At 42.4% G+C, this 22,766-nt stretch carries 14 protein-coding genes and 1 pseudogene; 6 read left to right on the top strand and 9 right to left on the bottom strand.

Features of this window, described 5'->3' with window-relative positions; translation table 11 throughout:
* Positions 1 to 176: 176 nt before the first annotated feature.
* The gene (locus HUB64_RS13960) at positions 177 to 1,049 is read right to left on the bottom strand and encodes a LysR family transcriptional regulator (RefSeq protein WP_173497217.1); all 873 of its coding nucleotides are present in this window, start codon (positions 1,047 to 1,049) and stop codon (positions 177 to 179) included.
* Between the two features lie 99 nt (positions 1,050 to 1,148).
* Between HUB64_RS13960 and HUB64_RS13955 the strand changes: the two genes are divergently transcribed.
* The gene (locus HUB64_RS13955; protein ID WP_173497216.1) at positions 1,149 to 1,760 is read left to right on the top strand and encodes a LysE family translocator; all 612 of its coding nucleotides are present in this window, start codon (positions 1,149 to 1,151) and stop codon (positions 1,758 to 1,760) included.
* Between the two features lie 404 nt (positions 1,761 to 2,164).
* Here the strand turns inward: HUB64_RS13955 and HUB64_RS13950 are convergent, their stop codons facing one another.
* Positions 2,165 to 3,058 carry an MBL fold metallo-hydrolase gene (locus HUB64_RS13950; RefSeq protein WP_254451423.1) on the bottom strand — a complete coding sequence of 298 codons (894 nt, stop codon included), beginning with the start codon at positions 3,056 to 3,058 and terminating at the stop codon, positions 2,165 to 2,167.
* Between the two features lie 137 nt (positions 3,059 to 3,195).
* On the opposite strand from HUB64_RS13950, the gene HUB64_RS13945 reads away from it, so the two are divergent.
* Positions 3,196 to 4,146: a GlxA family transcriptional regulator gene (locus HUB64_RS13945; protein WP_173497214.1), complete on the top strand. Its 951-nt coding sequence runs from the start codon at positions 3,196 to 3,198 to the stop codon at positions 4,144 to 4,146.
* Between the two features lie 466 nt (positions 4,147 to 4,612).
* On the opposite strand, the gene thrS is transcribed toward HUB64_RS13945, so the two are convergent.
* A complete protein-coding gene (gene thrS, locus HUB64_RS13940; RefSeq protein ID WP_302479734.1) occupies positions 4,613 to 5,812 on the bottom strand; it encodes a threonine--tRNA ligase in 1,200 nt (399 codons plus the stop codon).
* 966 nt (positions 5,813 to 6,778) lie between these two features.
* Between thrS and HUB64_RS23320 the strand changes: the two are divergent.
* Positions 6,779 to 7,984 (top strand): annotated as a pseudogene (locus HUB64_RS23320) (methyl-accepting chemotaxis protein); the annotation flags it as partial.
* Positions 7,985 to 8,245: 261 nt separating this feature from the next.
* On the opposite strand, the gene HUB64_RS13930 reads toward HUB64_RS23320, so the two are convergent.
* The gene (locus HUB64_RS13930) at positions 8,246 to 9,502 is read right to left on the bottom strand and encodes a Vps62-related protein (RefSeq protein ID WP_173497211.1); all 1,257 of its coding nucleotides are present in this window, start codon (positions 9,500 to 9,502) and stop codon (positions 8,246 to 8,248) included.
* 423 nt (positions 9,503 to 9,925) lie between these two features.
* On the opposite strand from HUB64_RS13930, the gene HUB64_RS13925 reads away from it, so the two are divergent.
* Positions 9,926 to 14,824, top strand: a complete 4,899-nt coding sequence (locus HUB64_RS13925) for a PAS domain S-box protein (RefSeq protein ID WP_173497210.1) — start codon at positions 9,926 to 9,928, stop codon at positions 14,822 to 14,824.
* On the top strand, positions 14,824 to 15,762 hold the full coding sequence (locus tag HUB64_RS13920) for a diguanylate cyclase (protein WP_173497209.1): 939 nt from the start codon (positions 14,824 to 14,826) through the stop codon (positions 15,760 to 15,762). Before HUB64_RS13925 ends, HUB64_RS13920 begins: the two co-directional genes overlap by 1 nt.
* A gap of 198 nt (positions 15,763 to 15,960) precedes the next feature.
* Here the strand turns inward: HUB64_RS13920 and HUB64_RS13915 are convergent, their stop codons facing one another.
* The 3 genes from HUB64_RS13915 to HUB64_RS13905 form a co-directional block, all read right to left on the bottom strand.
* The gene (locus HUB64_RS13915) at positions 15,961 to 16,401 is read right to left on the bottom strand and encodes a hypothetical protein (RefSeq protein ID WP_173497208.1); all 441 of its coding nucleotides are present in this window, start codon (positions 16,399 to 16,401) and stop codon (positions 15,961 to 15,963) included.
* Positions 16,402 to 17,070: 669 nt separating this feature from the next.
* Entirely contained in the window at positions 17,071 to 17,679 is a 609-nt protein-coding gene (locus tag HUB64_RS13910) for a hypothetical protein (protein ID WP_173497207.1), read from the bottom strand.
* A gap of 329 nt (positions 17,680 to 18,008) precedes the next feature.
* The gene (locus tag HUB64_RS13905) at positions 18,009 to 20,093 is read right to left on the bottom strand and encodes a TonB-dependent siderophore receptor (RefSeq protein WP_173497206.1); all 2,085 of its coding nucleotides are present in this window, start codon (positions 20,091 to 20,093) and stop codon (positions 18,009 to 18,011) included.
* A 76-nt stretch (positions 20,094 to 20,169) separates the two neighbouring features.
* On the opposite strand from HUB64_RS13905, the gene HUB64_RS13900 reads away from it, so the two are divergent.
* The gene (locus HUB64_RS13900; RefSeq protein ID WP_173497205.1) at positions 20,170 to 20,571 is read left to right on the top strand and encodes a MerR family transcriptional regulator; all 402 of its coding nucleotides are present in this window, start codon (positions 20,170 to 20,172) and stop codon (positions 20,569 to 20,571) included.
* Between the two features lie 216 nt (positions 20,572 to 20,787).
* Here HUB64_RS13900 and HUB64_RS13895 read toward each other — a convergent pair whose 3' ends face one another.
* Both HUB64_RS13895 and HUB64_RS13890 read right to left on the bottom strand, forming a co-directional pair.
* Positions 20,788 to 22,392 carry a PepSY domain-containing protein gene (locus HUB64_RS13895; RefSeq protein WP_173497204.1) on the bottom strand — a complete coding sequence of 535 codons (1,605 nt, stop codon included), beginning with the start codon at positions 22,390 to 22,392 and terminating at the stop codon, positions 20,788 to 20,790.
* Positions 22,389 to 22,688, bottom strand: coding sequence for a hypothetical protein (locus HUB64_RS13890; RefSeq protein ID WP_173497203.1), 300 nt, complete (start codon positions 22,686 to 22,688; stop codon positions 22,389 to 22,391). Before HUB64_RS13890 ends, HUB64_RS13895 begins: the two co-directional genes overlap by 4 nt.
* Positions 22,689 to 22,766 lie beyond the last annotated feature (78 nt).

Here is a 22,766-nt window from a genome sequence, read left to right as displayed (position 1 = left end):
ATGTGCATAAATAGTCACATATCTATTATTTTTTAATGTTTCATTCTTAAAATCGACTCAGACTAAACTCAGAACAAAGTATCACTTAGCAGCTTTGTATTTGTAGAGTTCTTTAATTGCCATAACATAAAGTCTACACTTCTTGCTAAAGGACCAAATTCACTAACCCACTACAATTATGAACTAAGAGTTTCAGGCTGGCATAAGGACATTGTCTTTTCTAACCAGTTTAAAAACTCCAATTCATTGCTTCCTAGTCTTTCTGTGTGGCTGAGCAGTACATAACGATGTCCAGATTGAGTTAATCCAAATGGAGCCACCAGCCTCCCGTTTTTCAAGTCATCGATTATCAGAGGATATGACCCTATAGCAGCCCCTAAACCGTCAACTGCCGCCTGTAAGCAGAAATAAAAATGCTCAAAGGATTTAGACTTATTGATATTAAAGGCATGTGTTGAACGTGATGACCAATCTGACCATGCAGAAGGTCTCGTTTCACTATGAAGCAAAACGATATCATCTAAGTTGTGCTGAGCTTTGTTCCAATATTCAGGCGAAAAAACAGGGCCAACCCACTCATTGACTAAGTTGTGTGTCGTATATTCTGGGCTAATATCGAAGTCATCACGCCGGATGGCTAAAGATAATCCTGTTTCACATAAATCCACAGGCCCTCCTGCTGTTGATAGTCGAACATCAATACCCGTAAGCTGGAAAAAACTGGCCAGCCTAGGCATCAGCCAGCGCATAGTTAATGTGGGCTCACAGGAAACTTCAAGATGCTTATTGCTTTCCCTCGTTAGCTTCTTAACTCCATTATCTAGAGCATTAAACGCAATATCAGTGTACAGCTTGAGTAGCTCACCTTCTTGCGTGAGACGCATTCCTCTACCTTGTTTGTAAAACAGTAACTTCGACAAATGGCTCTCTAGCAATTTAATTTGCTTACTCACTGCTCCGTGAGTGATATGAAGTCTTTCTGCTGCCTTACTGTAACTCGATGACTCTGCCGTAATATGAAATACATAGAATGCTTTTAAATGTCTCATCTGTGACTTTTTCTCACATTTAGGATGCCTTTTTTTCGATTATAACTTACCAATAAATCTATACAATTATTTTAAAATCATGAACAGTTAGGATAGAAAATGGAGTTAATAAGTTTTGCAGTATTTGGGCTTTTAATCGTAGTAAGCCCTGGTGCTGACTTTGTTTTAGTATTTAAAAACAGTGCAATTTTTGGCAGAAAAGCGGGCATATTAACGGCTCTTGGGATAGGGATTGGTGTTTGTGTGCATATTACCTATTCAGTGATAGGGATTAGTCACTTAGTTTCTCAGAATGCGGTTTTATTTAGCATAGTGAAGTACATTGGTGCGGCGTATTTAATTTATCTCGGTGTAACAGGGTTAGTCAGTTCTAAGTTGAAATTAGACAATGAAAACTCAACAGACCAACCCACACATGCTCGAAAGTACATATTTCAAGGTTTTTTGTGTAATGTATTGAATCCTAAAACAATGCTTTTCTTTCTAAGCGTCTTTAGCCAACTAATATCAGCCAATAATGAAGGTATGTCTTTCGTCATTAGCTATGGCGTTTACATTGCACTTCTACATATGGCTTGGTTTTGTATAGTCGCTTACCTAGTCACATCTGTACACGCGAGTCACATAATTAAAAAGTTTGGTCATAGAATTAATCAGGCGTGTGGATTGGGTCTAATTGCTTTTGGTGCAACATTATCAATAAAAGCCTAAATTCCACCTTTCACGTCATAAGGAAGTATGGTGCTAATCCAGTGGTACGAACTACCACTGGGAAATTAGTCTAACTCACTTTTGAACAAAACCTTGTTAGATAATTCACTCTTATTAGCCAGATTTGGATTAGCTATTCTATTAGTAATGCTTCGTTTGGCTACAAACTAATCAGCGCTCGATATATCCAGTCGGAATAGGTATAACAGGGACATGAATCAGTTCTCTGGAGATTTGATTCATCTTAAGGGAAAAAACCGCCCCAGAATAGCAACAAACGGAGGACTAGGGCGGATTTTAGCGGTTGGTGTGAATCACTCAGGTACAGAGTGATTCACTCGCTCACGATTTCGAGTACCCACTTCCCCCCTTATCACTCACAACTAATTAATCAAGAAGCTATACTATAACTTCAACGATTCACCATCTTCAGGGATTAATACTTGTTTTTCTATGCCTTTTTCTTGTACGAACTCCCTGAGCTCTTTACGAGTCAGTGCTGCGTGATTGACCGTATCCATGTGTACAGCAACAATGTTAGCTTGAGGTGCATGCTTAATAGTTCGAAGAGTGTCCTGTTCACCCATGATAATAGAACCTTCAAGGCCGTCTAAACGAGCATCACCCGTGTTAAGAATAACTACTTCAGGCTTAAATTCATTTAGAGCATTTTCCACTTCATTACGCCAAATGGTATCACCGACAAAATATACAGTACTGTAATTATCTGCTTGTAACACCACCCCCATAGCTTCTCCTAACAATTTAGCTAACTCAGGGATTGCATACATTTCATCCGTGCCATGCTGCCCACCCGTTTTGGTTAAACTAATGCCATTGAACTGAGTTTTAATACCTAACACACGCACATCTTTAAAGCCTTGAGCGCGAATAGTATTTGCATCCTCTTCATTTTGAACAAATAAAGGCATCGTTTTAGGAATTACACTTTGTGCTGCATCATCCCAATGATCAAGATGTGTGTGAGTGACAATAACGGCGTCTACATTGTCAATTACAGCTTTAGCTGACATGGGTAAATCGATCATTGGTATACGTATTTCACTACGGTAAGTACCGGCAAAACCAGGATAGGTATCTTTCTCTGCCAGCATAGGGTCGATTAAGAATGTTGTGTCACCATAAGTGAGTTTAGATGTTGCATTTCGAATATGCTGAAAGTGAATCTGCTGTGGTTCTGCATACAGTGTTGGAGCCGATTCAGCTAATGCATTGGTGCTATTTATGATAGTTGCAAGCCCTAAGGTAAGTAGGATGGTGATAGCTTTGTTTTTCATAATGTATCTCTTTGGCGGTTGATTAATATGAGACATTATCTTCGGTATTTACGAGAGGGAACATTGACCCAAATGACAAACTTCGAAACAATTGGGCCAAATAATGATATGACGATTCACTTGGGAGCACTTTGCATATGCAAGTACCAACAGTCGCTTTGATTCTCTATCCTCATTTCAGCGTGTTTCATGTCGCTGTGCCTCAAGCCGTTTTTTCGATGCTGCCAGATAGCAAACCCATTTTTGACTTAAAGATAGTGTCAATTGATGGTAAGCCACAACACACTGACAATTGGATGACAGTTCAGCCTGATGGTGGATTAGAACTCGTTGAGTTGGCAGATATAGTTGTCATCCCTGGGTGGCATGACCTAGACAGTGCACCTGCTTCTGATGTATCTGAAGCATTGGTTAAAGCTCATGAAAGAGGGGCTATGGTCGTGGGGCTTTGTTATGGTGCTTATGCGTTAGCCTACTCAGGGCTATTAGATAAAAAAGAAGCTGCAACTCATTGGATGGCAGAGGAAGATTTTACAGTTCGTTTTCCAAATATAAAGCTAAATACGAATGCACTTTATGTTGAAAGTGACCGTGTAGTCACTTCTGCAGGTACTGCTGCCGCTTTAGACTGTTGCTTGTATATTGTGAGGTCTTTTTATGGGACAAAAACAGCGAATAAAGTTGCACGTATCTTAGTTGTACCTCCGCACAGAGAAGGCGGTCAGGCACAATTTATTGCACAACCTATCCCAAAATCAACTCAAGATGCAGAGGTCAATAGATTACTGGATTATTTACGTGAAAACCTCGACAAACAATATTCCATTGCTGATTTAGCAGACCAATTATTTATGAGTCGCCGTACCTTTACTCGGCATTTCAACAACGCTACCGGTATGTCATTTGGAAAATGGCTTGTGAACGCTCGTCTGCAACGCAGCCTTGAGCTTCTTGAAAGTACAAGACTTCCTGTAGAACAAGTGTCTGAAATAGTTGGTTTTCAGACTGCAACGTCATTTAGGCAACATTTTAATCAACGTTTTCAAGTTAGCCCAAGTGCTTGGCGTAAAACGTTTGCGGGAAACTAACGATGTTAGAGCGATGTTGGAAGTAACTCTAAAATAAACTATAAACGCCGATTTTACTGAGTGTTCGATTTTTACAAGTACACTAATTATCGAAACCAAGTTTTGGGCAGAAAGCACGTTAGCCAAAAGCTAACGTGAAATGATGGTGTTCAGCCCGTAAACCAGACTAGGCAAGTTTGATTCACTGTAACGATTTTTGCAATCCCTCATGATCAGGTCTTACTTTTGGGTACCCATTACTTTAAGTATCTCAAATTATCAGATGACAAAGGGCTGTTCTTCGAGCCGTGGCTCACTTTGGGGCAAAAGTTATCTGCCAATAAAAGTAGCGTCTACAGCAAATTAAATTGAAAACTAACAAGATCAACAGTTTCACAACCCCTTTAATGAACTAGCCTACTATTAGACAAAGTAACAATTTGAGTAAAAGGCCAGCGATGGTAACCATAGCTAGCCTTACCTTACGTTATAACTTGCGTTCTAGTTTATCCGCGAGGTAGTCAGCTAGTTCAGCAAGAGGAATGTGTGTCATAACACCGTCTTTGCGGCTCTTAACTGAAACCATATTCTCAGCCTCTTCCTTATCCCCTACAGCTAAGATGTAAGGCACTTTTTGCTTATGAAAGCGTTTCATTTTGCGGGCAACTGAGTTTTGACTGATATCAACCAACACTCGCATGTCTTGTGCTAAACATAATGCCTCTAGCTGGCGGACAAATTGGCTGTTTGACTCATTCACTGAGGCGATAGCGACAGGTACAGGATGTAACCAATCCGGGAGATTGCCCTGTGATACTTCCAAGAGAATCCCCAACCAACGCTCGATAGAGCCATACATAGCTTGGTGCATAATCACTGGCCGTTCGAATTCACCTTGCTCATTGGTGTAATGAACATCGAATCTTTCAGACAAATTAAAATCAAACTGGATAGTGCCACACTGCCAGCGTCTTCCCATGGAATCTGTCAGTGACAGTTCAATTTTAGGACCATAAAAAGCCCCTTCCCCAGCTTGATACTCGGCATCAAAGCCCTCAATCTGACAGGCTGAGTCCAATAGCTTTTGTGCTCGGCACCATTGCTCATCGCTGCCTAATGCCTTTTCAGGTTTAGTCGATATTTTTACGTCTAAATTATGGTAGCCATAATCACCATAAACCTGCTTTGCACGTTGGAGAAAACCACATATCTCCTCCTCTGCCTGAGACCAACAGCAAAAAACATGGGCATCATCCTGAGTGAACTGGCGTGCGCGCAAACAACCATTTAACGAGCCAGAGGATTCATTACGGTGCACCAAGCCAAACTCAAATAGTCGCAGTGGCAAATCTCTATGGCTATGTACCCCGCGCTTAAACAGCAAAATATGGGCAGGACAAGACATGGGTTTTAACACATATTCATCGATGTTTTCCTTTCCGCCACCGAAAAACATGTTCTCTGCAAACATGTCTATATGCCCAGATGTTTGCCATAACTCCTTCTTCATAAAAACAGGCGTGTTCACCTCCTCAAAACCATTTCGGCGATACACGCGCCTCATGTGATCTTGAATATCTCGGAATAACGCCCAGCCATTCGGGTGCCAAAAAATCATACCCGGCGCCTGTGGTTCAGAGTGAAATAGGTCAAGTTGTTCTGCAATTTCGCGATGTGTTTTCATCATTCTCTCCTGAGTTAAATCTGAGTTAAATCTGAGCGAAATACAAAACCAAGGTATAAAAAAACCCTCTGGCGATGTCGCTCAGAGGGTTTTTTTAAAGACGCAAAAAACTACCCCCCGAGAATTCTCGTGGTGGTAGTGGTGGTGTTAATTGCGCTTACGTATATTTTTTTCATGCGCCAGTAATAACAAATCAACCCTATCGCAGCAAGCATTTTGTTTAGAAATGCCACAGTATCGCGTTAGCTTCTAGTCACTGCCTATCTCCCATAAAAAATAGAGGCATAGCACATCAAGCCATTCTGCTAAGTCATCAGGTATTGGGACCGTTGGATCACTTTTTGAGAGAAATATATTGAGTTTCGAGTTCGTCATGTCGAGTAGCAAATGAACCTGAATACTATGTGGATCATTACTAAAATCAGGTCAACCTCACAGCACCGAACTGTACAACTTGAGTCGCAGATAAATTGAAAAGTGGCAAAAGCGCGTTAGCCCGAAACCAGCGTAAAATGCCGTAATTTTAAACGTGAATCAGACGGTGTAAATCTGGTTAATGGGTAATTTAAAAAGGTCAATAAAGATATGACAACAAACCTCATCACCACCTATAACTGAAAGCTGAAGCATTAAAGTAACTCTATTTTTAAAGCTATATTTACATACTCAAAAATACCAATGAGTGTTTACTCAAATCCAAGGTTGATTTTTTATACCTTCCAAAATTTACATCTAATGTTTATTAGCATTTTAGATAAAATGTCACTTGAGCCATTTAATATCAAAAACAACTAATACTTAAGTGCTAGTCTCTTAAATATTTAATGACTAGAACTTGCTTCTTTTTGAGCTATACACTAGAAGTAGATTAACACTTTATTTTGGGGGTTATCGATGTTTGTTTCTAAGAGTCTCTTTACAAAAACCGTTTCAGAATTAACGACACAATCGGCTTCAGCGAACGCATTTAGAGAATCATTAAAACAAACCGTACCCTACATTGAGTTTACGCCATCAGGCCATGTTATCTTCGCAAATAAGTTACTTTTACAGACTCTTGGCTATGAGCTAAACGAGATATTAAACAAGCATCATAGCTTGCTCTGCTTTCCTGAAGATGTAGAAAAACCTGAGTACCGTAAGCTATGGCAATCTTTAGCGAATGGAACACCAACCAGTGCGCGATTTATTCGAAAAAACAAAAAAGGAAATGCCGTCTGGTTAGCTGCGACATACTTCCCCATCATGAACGGTGGCAAAGTCGAGTACGTTGCAAAAGTGGCTTCTGATGTCACAATAGAACAAATGGAATTAGAAAGAAATCAAGCATTATTAAAAGCCATGGACAAATCATTAGCGGTAATTGACTTCACTCCAGATGGGATTGTTCTTGATGCTAATATAAACTTTTTAAATTGCTTTGGTTATTCGATTCATGATGTTGTAGGGAAACACCACAGGCAATTTTGTGATGACAACTTTTACCGAGAAACGCCCCAATTTTGGTCAGACCTAGCCAAAGGCAGAATTCAAAAAGGCTTATTTAAACGCATTGACAAATATGGCCGTACTGTGTGGTTAGAAGCAACGTATAATCCGATATATAATCACGCTGGTGACGTCGTAAAAATCATAAAGCTTGCAAGTGATATTACTGACAGGGTCGAAAAAGCGATGAGGGTAAAAGAAGCGGCTCTTATTTCTTATCAAACAGCACAAGACACTGTCAACACCGCTGCAAAAGGTAAATCGAGTATTGAGCTTTTACTCTCTAATTCAAGAGAAATTAATCATTCTGTAGACGACATCAATGCCTTAATAACTCAATTAAACGAGCAAGCAAAAAATGTCAATGCGATTATTTCGACGATAAGCTCAATAGCAGACCAAACAAATTTACTCGCACTTAATGCCGCGATTGAAGCAGCAAGAGCCGGAGAGCAAGGTCGAGGGTTTGCAGTAGTAGCAGATGAAGTCAGACAATTGGCTTCTCGCACCTCACAATCAACCGCTGAGATAGCGGTCGTAATAACCAAGAACTCAAGCATTACGCAAAGTATTGATTCCTATATCCAAGTCGCCCTTGAAAAAACATCCTATGGAGAGAGTCAAGCTATTGAAATAAAAAAGGTTATCGATGATATGATAGCTGATGCAAAATTAGTCTCTGATTCAGTTAAAGGACTATCACTTTAAATACCGGATTGATAGATACCTGCAATTTCAGCGTGACATTTATGTGCTAAGTTGGGGGATATTCAAGCTCTTTTGGTTGCAGCTCAATCAGCCTCGTTAACCATGGATAATGCATTTTTGCCCCAATATTGAGCTATCGTAATGATAGCCTTCTCAGAGAATAAAAAAGCTAGCCTCGGCAGCTAGCTTCTTTCCCTCTATCGACCATTGACCACTGATTAAGTCGGTATAAACACTTAATTACAGATCGTTACTGGCTTCATAAGCGAGTTCTCTACGTGGCGCAACCGTTCTGTAGGTCGGTCCATTTGGGTACTCGGAATGGACAAAATAATCGACTTCAAAACTGAGAGGATTAGGCAAACTACTGCCATCGCCTCGTTTTACCATTAACTTATAGGACATCGCCCATAGAGCCTGAGCTTTATAGGGCGGTACATTGATCGACTTTTCTAAACTTCGCTCAGAAAACTCAGAAATCCCCGTTGTATCAGTCCAACCTAATTCTACGCTGACAGTGGCAGACACTTTCCCACCCGTACCTAAGAAACTTACACCTGTCTCAGCAGAAACAGAAACCCCTGTCGTAGTACTAAAGGTTTCACTCTTACTATGGCTAATACCTGTCGTAATCGTTTCTTTAATGGTTTGCTCATTACTGGTCTGATTATGGTCAAAAATCTCTGTACGATAACTCACATATCTTTCTAAGCGGTAGAAAGGTGAGTTAAGCAATTTCCAAGCAATGTTTTTGCTTTCATCTTTAATCGCCGTGAAAGGCAGATACACTACCCTGTCGAGGGATGCTTGCGTACTTGAAGGTGGCGCATCAAAACTGGTCAACTTAGGTACAGCAGGTTCAGGACTGACATCGAATGGCAATTTGAGATTAAGGCAATGTAAAGCTGCGGCTCCAACGGGTTTATTGTAACTGTTATTCGCAACAAAAGTATTGGCTGCGATCAATGCTTTATCAGAGTCGGTATAACCTTCTGGTGCCACCACCTCAAAGGAATCAAAATCACTGGAAGAGCCAGTACCATGATCTGCCCAAATCTCAGTACCAATATCGGCGGGATATGCGAGATCGCTTCTGACACAGACAATATCTTCAAGGGACGGAGGATTTTCATGTCCTTCCATGAATACATCCCCCAGAGCAACATACCCATCAGGTGCTTTAGGTCGCCAACAGGAACCATCCTTATGAGCACCAGAGCCACTGTCTTTCCATATCCGGTCGAAACCAATAGGATGCTTTAAAGGTACTTGACTATCACTATTTGCCTTCACGCACAAAGCGGCAAGATTGCCATTAATATCACCATAATGGCCGACCCCGACCGAGCCGAGCGCAAAAAATCCTGTTGGTGGTACGGGTTGCCAAAAAGCCCCATCGGCACTCCCACCACTCCCACTGTCATTCCAGCGTGGGGTAAAACTGTCAGTAAACGTTAAAATAAGTTCGCCAAACGCTTTCTCTGTTTCTACGCTCATAACTTTCATCCTTTAATAGTTAAGATTGCAATATCGATCAATAACATGGTTGTGTCTGCTTAAGCATCAGCACTCCTTGCAGCATGCAAAATAAACATTAATATCATGAATTTAAATATAAATGTTGAATTTTAATAGTCTAAGCATTACGACTAAAGATGTTCAGCAGACATTAGGTATAGGGGATATAAACATCGGATGCCAGTGAGGAAATGATTATCCAACTTAAGTCGTCAATCACAGGTAAATGACCTTCTCTCAAATTGCTCCTCTTCGCATGACACTAACGGGCTGAAATCATCGCTCATCATCAAAATTTGCGACTTTTAACCTATTTAGCTTTTGCCAATCCTTCCTCAGTGGCACAAAGTCTTTTAATGGTCCAAAATCAGAACCTTACTGATGATAAATAATTAAGCACATATGAATTTGCCGACGAGTTATAAACCCGCCTATAAATTGGGCATCTGTTTTCTGATATTGGGATTGATACTCAGTGGCTTAATCTCATGGCAGATAGGACGGATGAACGCCCACGTCATCGGACAAGCTTTGCAGGAAAATGCTGAGCTTATCAGTGAGAACGTCATCAACCGTATTAAGTTATATCAATATGGCTTGCGTGGGGCTCAAGGGACAATCATCACCGCAGGTGAGCACAATATCAGCCGTGCGATATTCCATCGTTACAGCTTGACCCGTGATATTGATGAAGAGTTTCCAGGAGCCAGAGGATTTGGGTTTATTCGTCGAATATCCAGCGCAGATGAAGCCGCATTTTTAGCAAGAGCCAAAAATGACGATTGGCCTGACTTCAATATTCGGCAACTGACCCCACACAGCGGCGAAAAGTATGTGATTGAGTACATTGAGCCGATAGACAGAAACCGTGCTGCCGTTGGGTTAGATATTGCATCCGAAGCCTATCGTAAAGAAGCAGCAGATGCCGCGTTATTATCCGGAGAAGTGCGGTTATCGGCTCCCATCACGTTAGTACAAGCCACAGGTGAACCCCAACAATCATTTCTGATATTACGACCAATTTATCGTAGCGTTTGGGTACCCAAAACCGTCGAAGAAAGGCTTTCTGCTGGTTATGGTTGGAGTTATGCTCCCCTCGTGACAAACGAAGTGTTAACGAATTTAGCGCTTAATCAAAAGCAAACTAAATTGTTGCTCAGTGATATTACCCAAGCACAGCACCCCATTCGATTTTTTGAGACGCATGCCAATGATGCCTCGCTACCATCAGCATATAGCCACACACTGACAAAAAATATTTTTGGCCGCAAATGGCAGGTCGAAGTCATTGCCTACCCCGCCTTTATTCAGTCATTACACCTTAATCAACCGAGCTTAGTGCTGCTCAGTGGCGGGTTATTCAGTCTACTGTTGGCCGCCTTTATCACTGTGTGGTCCTTAAGTTCGCAACGTAAGCGACAAATGCAAGCTGAGCAGGCAAGACGGGCCAGCATCTTAGAGCATTCCCTCGACGGCATTATCAGCTTTAACCTTGCAGGCCAAATTACGAGTTGGAACCAAGGCGCTGAGCAGCTATTTGGCTATAAAGAACATCAGGTATTAGGTCAATCAAATGCAGAATTGATTATTCCATCCAATAGCATCTCGAAAGAACACGCTCTGTTTACCGAAGTGCTCTCAGGAAAAACAGTATTAAATCGAATATCAAGCCATCAGCGCCAAGATGGTAGCCAGTTATCAACCTCTACGACAGCGCTACCTATCTACAATGAACACAATGAGATTGTGGGGGTAAGCCAAACTATCCGCGACATCACCGTCCAACAAGATGGCGAGCGGCATATTCTAAATTTGAATGCGCGTTTAGAACAAGAAGTCACCAAACGTACCAATGCACTCCAGCAAGCATTACTCGAAAACCAGACGTTGCTCGACACCATCAATCAACAGTTGCTCTACTCTGTCACCGACCCGAATGGCGTCATCTTAGAAGTGAATGATAATTTTTGCCACGTAAGTGGCTATTCACGCAAACAATTGTTAGGTAAAACCCATGCCATTTTGAACTCTGGTGAGCATGATGCCGCATTCTGGCGCACCATGTGGACCCAAATAAAATCAGGCCTATCTTGGCATGGTGAAATTTGTAATCGTGACCGACACCAAATGCTGAAATGGTTTGATACTGTGATTGGCCCTGTCTTTAATGAAAACGGCAATATAGAACGTTTTGTCGCATTAAGAACCGACATCACAGAGCGTAAATTGGTGCAAATTGAGAAAAATAAGTTAGGTTCGTTGTTAACGAACGTACTCGATGCCGCCTCCGAAATGTCCATCATCGCAACGGACAAAAAGGGCGTGATCACGATTTTCAATCGTGGGGCCGAGCAATTACTCGGTTACGCCGCCGTGGATATGATTGGGCTATCAACACCGGCACCGCTACATTTGCCCGAGGAAGTCGCGGCAAGAGCAGCTGAATTGTCCAGTGAGTATGGTGAAGACATTCAAGGCTTTGATGTGTTCGTCTATAAAGCGCGAACCTTTGGGCCAGAAACGCGCACTTGGACCTATGTGCGAAAAGACACCAGTCAATGCCAAGTCTCTCTCACTGTTACAGCCATGAAGGATAATGTCGGCGAGATTATTGGTTATTTAGGCATTGCAATTGATATTTCCCAAGTACTACAACAACAAAAAGCACTTGTCACTGCGAGTCATTATTTAAGTAAGGCCGCGGAAGTCGCCAAGCTCGGCATTTGGAGCTGGGATTTACGCGATAACTCCCTCGAATGGAATGAGCGGATGTTTGCTATTTACGATCACCCCCTAAGTTTGCAGGATAAAGGATTAACCTATGAGCATTGGCGTATGCGGATCCATTCAGATGATATTGACTTCGCCGAGGCGAAGCTAAAAGCAGCAATAGAAGAAAAAGACCAATATGATCCCATTTTTAGAGTCGTCAGAACCGATGGCACCATTCGTTACGTGCAAGCTGCCGCCCAAATCGAACGCGATGTCACGGGTCAGGTCACAAAAGTCATCGGTATCAATTTAGATATTACCGAACAGCGGCAATTAGAAGAAACCTTGAGAGAGGCTAAACATGAGGCTGATGCGGCTAATGCGGCAAAGTCCGCATTTTTAGCCAATATGAGCCATGAAATCCGCACCCCAATGAATGCGGTCTTAGGGATGCTGCAATTAATGCAACATACCTCAATGTCTGTGCAACAACAGGATTATGTGACCAAAACCCAAACCGCGGCGAAATCATTATTAGGGTTACTGAATGATATTCTCGATTTTTCAAAAATCGATGCCGGTAAATTAACACTCGATCTACACCCTTGTTCAATCGAACTGCTTATGCGAGACCTTGCAATAGTGCTGTCGGGTAACCATGGCAACAAAAATGTCGAGGTCATGTTTGACCTTGATTCGGCTTTACCCCCATGGCTCTTAGCTGACCAACTGAGGCTGCAACAGATCTTGGTTAATTTAGCGGGTAATGCCCTTAAATTTACACGCCACGGTCAAGTCACTGTCGCCATGGAATGCTTATGTCATGAGGCCAATACCGTTACTGTGCAGATTTCAATTTCAGATACCGGTATTGGTATTAGTGAAGAGCAAATAGAGCGCATTTTTACGGGCTTTGAACAAGCAGAATCGTCAACATCAAGACGATTTGGCGGTACAGGGCTGGGATTAGCGATAAGCAAAAAGTTAGTCGAACTCATGGGAGGCCAATTAAATGTCACCAGCCGTGTGGGTGTGGGTAGCCGTTTCTGGTTTGATGTGACGTTCTGCGTCATGGAAGTTGAAGCTACTCAGGCTATTGACCTCAGTGGGTATCATATTTTAATTGTCGATGATAACGAACTGACTGTCGAAATTTTGCATAAGATTTTGACTGACTTTGGCTGCAGTGCAGAAACCGCCTCGGGGGGATATCAAGCGCTTGAAAAAGTAAAACAAGCCAATATAAGCGCAAGACCATTCGATGTCGTGCTAATGGATTGGCGTATGCCAGATCTTGATGGGCTACAAACCGCTGATTTAATGTGTAACTCTCACTCAGATAGCCCTATTCCGCTCATCGTTATGCTCACCGCCTATGGCCATGAGGTGATTAGCGAAAGTCAGCATATTAAAAATGTCCCCTTCGTGAATTTTTTAACTAAACCGGTCACATCACAGATTTTAGCCGAGGCGATAATCAATGCTATCGAAGGCAAAACGATGACAGTGAATCCTATGCCGCACTCGCAACGATTGTTATCTACACTCGCCATTTTAGTGGTTGAAGATAACCAACTCAACCGACAAGTGATTGATGAGCTGCTGAGTTATGAAGGGGCAAACGTGCAACTTGCCAACGGCGGCGTTGAAGGGGTGTTTCAAGTGTTAGAAAGTGGAAACGTATTCGATATCGTGATCATGGACATACAAATGCCCGATATGGACGGCCTAGCCGCAACACGGCTTATCCGCGCTGATAGCCGATTTGCGGATCTGCCCATTCTAGCGATGACTGCCAATGCATCCCAAAGCGATAAACAGGATTGCTTCGATGCGGGTATGAATGATCATGTGGGTAAGCCAATCGACATGCAAATATTACTCCCCAGTATTTTGCGTTTAGTGGGACAGGAAGAAGTCCCCTCATTAGCGCAACAGCATCAACCTGCGAAGTTACTGGCTCCACTTGACGATATGGACGATATGCCATTGCTGGATGACATCCAGCTGATACTGCGCCGTTTTGGCGGTAATCAGGCATTTTTCCAGAAAATGGCGAAAGGTTTTGCACCTGAAATGTTGAAACAACTCAATCTATTCAAGCAGTCTACTAAGCTGTTCGAGTATGCCACTGCGGCGGCCGTGGGACATGGCATCAAAGGTCTTGCCAGTAATTTTGGTGCACTGCGTTTAGCCGCTTATGCCGCATTTTTAGAAAAACAGCTCAAACAAAAAGACTTTGAGTTTATTGAGATAAAAGCGTGGACCGAACAATTAGAATTATTAATCAATGAAAGTACTCAGCAACTATCTACCTACATCCCTCAACCTGAATCGACTGTGCTAGCTCAAGATAAAATGACACTGGCCATCGATTCTCAAGCGTTAATGCCGAGTGCTTGGACTGAACTGAACGCCCTCATGCTCCTCTTAAAAGCGAACAATTTAGAAGCTATGACTTTCGTTGACCGATTAATCAAAAAATTACCACACCATCCACAATGGATAACACTACAGGGACAAGTACAAGCACTCGAATTCGATAAGGCATCAGACACTTTACGTATCATCATGTTGGAGAATAAATAATGCATCCTACGGAAATCATCCCGCAAGCCAATCGCATGAAGGGAAAAATTCTTATCGTTGACGACCAACCCCTCAACATAAAAATATTACATCAGCTTTTTCATGAAGATTATGAAATGTTTATGGCCACAAACGGAGAGCAAGCCATCGCAGTCTGCCAGAATGAACTGCCTGATTTAGTGCTTTTGGATATAGAAATGCCTGGTATGACAGGCTATGAAGTGTGTCAACGGCTCAAAGTAGATCCCGCAACAGCCAATATCTGCATTATCTTTGTTACCGCGCATTTTGATGAACAAGAAGAGGTTAAAGGCTTTCAGCTTGGCGCCGCCGATTTTATTCATAAACCCATCAATCCGATTATCACGAACGCGAGGGTGAATAATCAGTTTATCCTCAAACAACAAGCCGATTTACTCCAATCGATTGCTTTACTGGACGGGCTAACAGGGGTTGCGAATCGGCACCTGTTTGAGCAACGGATCCCCGAAATATGGAAGTACTGCTGCAGAAATAGTGCACCTTTGTCAGTGGTGATGTTAGATGTCGATTCATTTAAACTTTTCAATGATCGCTATGGTCATCAGGAAGGAGATCAATGTCTACGTCTCGTCGCGAAAGCGCTACGCACAGCAATACACCGCCCGAACGATTTAGTGGCGCGCTATGGTGGTGAGGAATTTATTTGCCTATTACCGGACACTCAGCATTTAGGCGCGATGCACATCGCACAACTCATCGTAAACGCAGTGCAAGCCTTACACATCGAGCATTTAGGCTCCAGTTTTCAAGAGGTCACGATTAGTGCTGGCGTTGCAAGTATGCAACCTCATCGGCATTTGAAATGGCAAACACTTATTGAATCGGCAGATAAGCAATTGTACCTTGCGAAAGAACATGGTCGTAATCAAGTCAGCGGGGTTAGCCTGTTACGGTAAACAGCATTATTGAGTACACATTGTAAGTTTTGATTTTTGAAATTATCAAAACTGAAATTTGACATTCATCGTGTTCGACTGAATTTGGCTACGACTTTAGAAACTAAAAAATACATAATATTGTAGATTTTAGCGTGTGAATCATTCTGATTTTGAGTGATCACTGATGGATTTCTAGCTAAGAAACCATGAGGAAATTTATGGTTGAGATTCTCTTGGTAGTTTATGTATTTCAACTTGTGTTTCTTTATTTTCTGACAGGTCGCTACCAAAAGAAGAGTATACGAGTACGGAGCATAAACAAATAAGCGCTGCGATTAACACAGATGCCGTCGGGTTTTCAATAATTTTAATGAATATCGGCCAGAATTTGCGTTTTGATAGATTAAGTTGATCAATACCAAATTGAGTAACATAAAGGTCTACGGCTAACCAAACAGGCGTCCCACACACGCCAACAATAAGTCCACAATGTGGTGAATTAGCAGAAGCTATAAGATTTTCACGTTCAAGCTCTCTGAAAGCGGCGATAAAGTTTGTATCGTCTATATCAAACGCTGTCGATAGTTTGGTTATACTGGCGTACGGCGTTGATAGCTCTTTTATTACGTTGAGTATTTCATACTTCAGTGATGGCATCGTTCATCCTTATGCAATTAACGTTTTAGTGTTGCTATTTACGGAGGATAAATCGCTTATGGGACTTCACCTCATCATCACTGTAAAAAATGCAACCTTAACTATCTGTATTAATATGAATTTATCAGTTTTTATAGTATACGCCACCAAGAAAAAACGCGCATGCGCGTATTCTAAACCTATTATCTGAAAACGGTAACTTCATGAGTTGAATTTTAAATGTTTTAGATTTAGATGCTTGAGATAACTTGCTCAGATATCGACCTAACATCACGCAAAACCAAACGATTGAAATACTACTGTATGACGTTCCAGTTTCGACCACTCGTAGTGAATAGCTTAAAATTGAACATAGATGAGTATTTGTAGGACAATGAGGTCACACGTTTGAGGTTAAAAGTTCGACGCTAAGTAAAAGAACATTCGCTAACATCGAATGCAAATGGCAGGGTTCGGCTCGAGAACCAGACTAGATTAGTCTGTTTCAGTAAATCAGTATCACCTAGAATAATTCACGAGCTCATTTGGGGACATATATTTTTGAAGTTATTACCTATAACCCGTAAATTCTAATTAATCTTTCTATGATGTAACGCCTGTACAGAGGTCTATAAATAAGCAAAAAGTTTTGAATTTTCCTACAACAGCAAGAATAATTACTGTAAATTGTCAGGTTTTTGAGTTTTTACGTTTCAGATAATCACGACGATACAGCAAATAATTGAGCTTATAGAGCCCTTTGAGAAGAGCTGTGGCCGATTTCAAAATTTCGACTGGTGATTCTGTTCTCCCCCAGTGAGCTTCAAGAGTTCCTAGGTTGTATGTAGATTCTGGGTCGTGCTCTTCAAGTAAAATGTAATTCCGAACTATTTTATATATACTGGATACTCCCGTTCGGGTATCGAAACTAACTTTGTCTGAAACAACTGCATTCTCTTGAAAGGAAAAATTATGATTTAAATCGAGTTCAGCAAGAACTATCCAAAACTCACTGGGCATATACTTGATAGTTTCAGGTTTAAATATTGATGATTCCAAATAAATATCTCCTTGGTAAAAACCTAAGGAATATTCATGACTCTGTTTTCTAGACATAGCATAAATAACTATATTCCGTCCAAATGCACACGATTTAAATTCCCAATCGTCTCGTATTTTGGCGTTTTTCAATAGATAGAAAAAAGTTTCCATAAGACAAAAAACAACATCATCTTCTGGAAGCTTCCAATAATGATTTTTACAGCTATCAAATAACTCAATAAATTCCTTTTCTGTCACAATTTCCCCACTTGAAGCTAGTAAGACCTGAATTCTATAGTCACTCTGTAACACTACCAAAATTTGGTCAATGGGTTGGAACAGAAATCTACACTTCTGCAAGCTCAAAATAAACAATGGAGCACAAGCTTTTTAATTAAGATAAGTATCGCTACAACACTAACTGTTAGCGGCACGAATGCCTCTGTCGGAACAGATTCACTGCATGCCACCATGGCAAAAAATGTTAATCAATAACAGATTTTTTAGAAATAAAGCCCATGCTTTGAGTTAAAAATTAATCCCTAATTTTGCTCGGTATCCGTGAAAGAAAACCTAGGCATAAGAGTTTAACCGAATTTAATCCTGACTCCTGCATTGGCAATAAATCCATCGTTACGCGACCAGATATCAGTTGTCCACTGTCCCGTAGGAGTCCTTTCGGGCAACAGCAGCGGATGAGTATCGCTTTGTTTAATGTCTAGCAGATTCTCCAGATTGATAAACCAACTGTAGCGGCCAAAGGTCATTTCTCCCATCAGGCCAAGATGCCAGTAGGGTTCAGACTCGGTCAGATAAGGGTTGTCATTTAGACGTTGAATGCCAGTGTAATAGGCTTCGAACCCCGCGCGAAAGTTACCGTGTTGCTCCCACATCGCCACGAATCCTGCGGAGTGTTTGGGCGTCAATGTAATCTCGCGGCGAGGCGTTCGGCCTTGAGTCGGCTCGGTTGCATCCAGATAAAGGTAACTTGCTGTCAGCTTGAGATCGCCAAGGTAGTAGCGTAGCAGCATTTCTGAACCGCGGATCTGGCTTTCTCCTTCAGCATTGACTAGACGGACTCTGTCGAAGGTATCATTGTTTTCCAAGGAAAAAGCCTCAAGCTCGGTCACATTACGGATATTCGAACCAAACAGGGTAAGGCTAGTTTCTAAATCATTGAAGCGGTAGGTAAAATCTACTGAGGCCGTTCGAGCGGTTTCTGCCTTGAGCTCCCCAAGAGGCTCTAGTCGCGACAAGCCTGCGGCTTCGATTTCTTCCACAAATGGGGTTGGTGCGTAATAGCCTTGACCATAGGAGCCGCGTACTGTGAAACCATCGGCACGGTACAAGAGCGAGAATCGGGGGCTAAGCTCGGTACCATATTGGCTATGGTGATCCATACGGGCGCTGACAGAAGCGATCAAATCCTCCATCAAGCTGTAGTCCACCATTGCAAAAAGCCCCGGCACATCGAAAGAATAGTCAAAGTCGGAATAGTTGTCCGATTCATACGTATCTGATTGATACGCCGCACCAATCACCCAATCTAGATTGTCGCGATAGCCAGACAGGCTGGTCTCTAGCAAGTAATTGCCGTGCTTATCGTTGTCGTTATCAACCCCATAGCCGTGGAAATGTTCCTGCACCATGGCGGAGGCGCGGGTACTAAAGGTCAAGGTATCAGCAACGGGTCTATGATAGACAAGACCTGCATCCATACGCTCTGAGTTCTGAGTCTCGATAAAGGGATTACCATCGGCCACTGTGTGCCCATTTAGCGTTCCGCCTCGACGATTTTCAGTCATGTAGCCAGCAGTCACATAGAGGTTATCGCCATTGTCACCTTCATGAAACAGCCTTGGTCTCAGGGTGTAACGTTCGTATTCCGGCAGATCGGCCCAGCCATCGGCATCTATGTCTTCGATGGTTTGATAATGGGCACCTGCTGTAATAGATCCCTTGAGATTGTCGCTGAGAGGAGATTCGGCGTAACCCGTAAAATCTTGGCCATTTTTAGAGGTCAGGTTAAGGAGTGTCTCGCCAGCAAATTCATCGCCAGGTCGTCTAGAGACCAAATTAATAACCCCGCCTAAAGCCGAGCCACCATAGAGGGATGAAGCCGAGCCTTTTATAACCTCTACCTGTCCCAGATCCGTAGGCGGAATTTGCAGTAAACCGAGTGATGATGCTTGATTGCCGTATAGCGGCAGACCATCTGCTAGCAATTGAGTGTAGCGGCCATCCATTCCCTGCAAACGCACATTCGCGCTACCGAGAGCGGGTGAAGTGGTTTGCACTCGTACCCCACCCGTTTCTGCTAACATCATTGAAATGTTTCCTGGCCGCATAGCCGCCTTTTCCTCGATTTCCTCGTGAGTGACCACTTCAACCCTCATGGGCTGATCATCAACTACCCGTCCTAAACGAGTGGACTGAACCAAAATTCGTTCCATTCCCTCGTCATGCTCATCACCGTGTTCATCGGTAAGTTTGTCATCATGGCTATCTTGTTCATGGGAGGCTTCATGTTCATGCTGGCTGACCGGCTCTGCGGCGGTTTGAGGCGTATTAATGTTTGCGGCGTGTTCGTCTTTTTCATTGACCGGAGCGCCATAGGATGAAGTGGCGCCCAAGGATAATAACAGAAAGGCTAAGGGCGATAAGTGAGGCATAGGTATGTCCAATAGCGTTAAATAATCAGTAAGTGGTATGATGCAGGCTAAAGCTTACAGTTACTGGAGGGTCAAGATGAAAATCAGCGAACTGGCATCCGCCTCACAGGTTCCAGTAAAAACTATCCGTTTCTATGAGCTGGAAGGATTGCTACCTCCCCCAAAGCGAATGGCCAATGGTTACCGATACTACGCCCCGCAGGATGTGGATACCCTCATTTTTATCCGCCGCTGCAGAGCGTTGAATATTGCCCTGAGCGACATTCGTCGTCTGGTAGAAGTCCAGCAGCATCTTCACAACTCTTGCGCGGTGGTCGATGAGATCATTGCGGAGCAACTCGAGCATATTCGTCAAACGCAGCGGGAGCTGGCCAAGCTAGAGGCTTCACTTTCATCCTTAGTCTCCTGCGATAACCACCATGTTAGCGACTGTTGCATCCTCAAGCGTCTAAAACAAGATGAGTACCGCGAGAGTTAAGTATGTCGGCTATATACATAAATTGACAACCCAATAGAAGCTATTTGAATAACACTGACCACATGATTAATTCGTAACAGAAATGCACTTTAATATATTAAAGTGCATTTTTCGCCTTACTATATGGCGAACTAGTTTAAAACTAATTTGATGACCCCAATTGTGCAGAACTAGTAGTGGACCCTAAATTGGGTTTAAATTCGGAACTAACCAAATTCACTGCTGTGCAGCAGTAAATTTGGCTAAATGCTCAGGTTTAGACAATGCCCAAATACTATTTCGTTCTCCAAAATAAGCTCGCTTATAAACTTTCTGGGCGCTGAAATAAAAGCATATTGCAAAAATCAACGCCACCATATCGACTGGCCCAAAACTAGCAGAAGCAATCGACTCGGATGGTGCAAACAACGGTGAGATGAGTGTACTCACAGGGATCAATGCGCAAACTAATGCTAATAACTTCAGTAAATGGATTGCGGCCAACGCAGGGTTACGAACAAAACTATAAATAATCGCCCCAAAAAATATAACGTAGTAACAGGCAAGGTAATGACTATTGACCTGATGAGTTACCAGATAAAGCCATTTAGTCAACAAGATAGCGAAACTCACCCCCAACATTGACCCTAAACAAACACCAATTGTCAGCGATGCCATAAAACGTGTCGATGCTTGCTGCTCTGCTTGCTTTTTACGACGTTTTTCTAGCCAGAGTAAATTGCCACTATAAAACAAAAATGCCCCTAATAAACCAAAGGTAAAATACATCCAGCGACCAAAGTCACCCGCGTAATTACCAAAATGCAGAGCAAACAAACTGTTTACAATTGGACCATACGCCCCCTCACTGGCTTGATTAAGTGTGTTAAATTGCACCGCAAAGGTATAAGGGTTCAGATAAATAAAATCGCTATAGCCACCACGCATTATCTGCCCGTCGGTTTTTACTTCGACAGCTAGCGCGGGATTGGTAGTTGAAAGGTTTGAAAACGCCATAGAAACAATTTGATAGCCATGGGTCATCGCACTTAATTGCTGTCGATACGTTGCCATTGATGGAAGTTCAGTAATTGAGTATTCAACATTTGAGCGTACAGGCCGTTCAAATAAAGGTTTATCACCATAAATGATACCCAACCCACCATAAAAAAAGTCGTGGAACGCAAAAACAATCACTGTCCATGCGATGATGATGTGGAATGGCAAACTGATGACGCCAACGAGATTATGGCTGTCTAGCCAAAGGCGGTTACTTCCCTTATTTTGCCTCAGTGCGAACAAGTTTTTGACTAAAGTAGGCAGCAAAATAATAACACCTGACACTAACGCCAAAAAATACAATAGGGCCGCCACACCTAAAACAATCACACCTAAATCTTCATGGCCCACTTTACCGATGATGCCAGCGGTACGATGCAGTTGGTCAATTAACGTGCCCAACTCGTTAGTACTACTCATTTGGGTGATAATCTCGCCATGCTCAGTCAAACTTGCATGCCGTAATTGATCATCTAATCGAATACCGCGACCGCCGCCATGTTCGTACCACTTCATTGGTGATTCATGTTCATCAAAGCTGATAATAAAACCTTCCTTAGCTTTATCATATTGGCTCAATGCCTTCGTAATTAACTCATCCAACCGCTCACTGGGTACTTGAGCTAACTGCTGATTTGACGGTATGGCCCATTGCTCAATTTGCGGTTTGAACATAGTCAATGCACCCGCATAAAAAGCAATGAATAATAGCAGTCCAGTTAATATTCCCGTCCACGTATGGATAGACTGATAAGTACGAAGCACATCTGCACGGATTCTCATAACAATGTCCATAACCCGATGAAAATAAGATAAATAGCAACATTAGCCAAGGCCAAGCCACACAAGGCTGTGGTTGCGGTCTTGAATAAAAAACTCAGTGAAACAACGGTCAACCAAATTAAACTAATTAGCCACATATTAAGCTGTACCTTCATTGGCGCATCAATTCCTCCGGGGCCAAACCAAGCAAAAACTGCCACCACTCCGTAGGCGAATGTAAGACCTAACACTCCTGCAATCAGGCTCTTTCTCCACCAATGAGGCTGAATCTTTTCAGCTTCAGTTAACCGCTTCATGACAATTCACCTCTATGTTTTACGAGCGTGACCAACGGAATGCATATCAGCAATAGCAAGACATTAAAAAACCAAGTG

Source organism: Shewanella sp. ISTPL2 (genome assembly GCF_013283205.1).
Taxonomy (GTDB): Bacteria; Pseudomonadota; Gammaproteobacteria; order Enterobacterales; family Shewanellaceae; genus Shewanella; species Shewanella oncorhynchi.
Note: the sequence above shows the minus strand (reverse complement) of the source record. Positions and strands in the feature narration are given on the sequence as shown.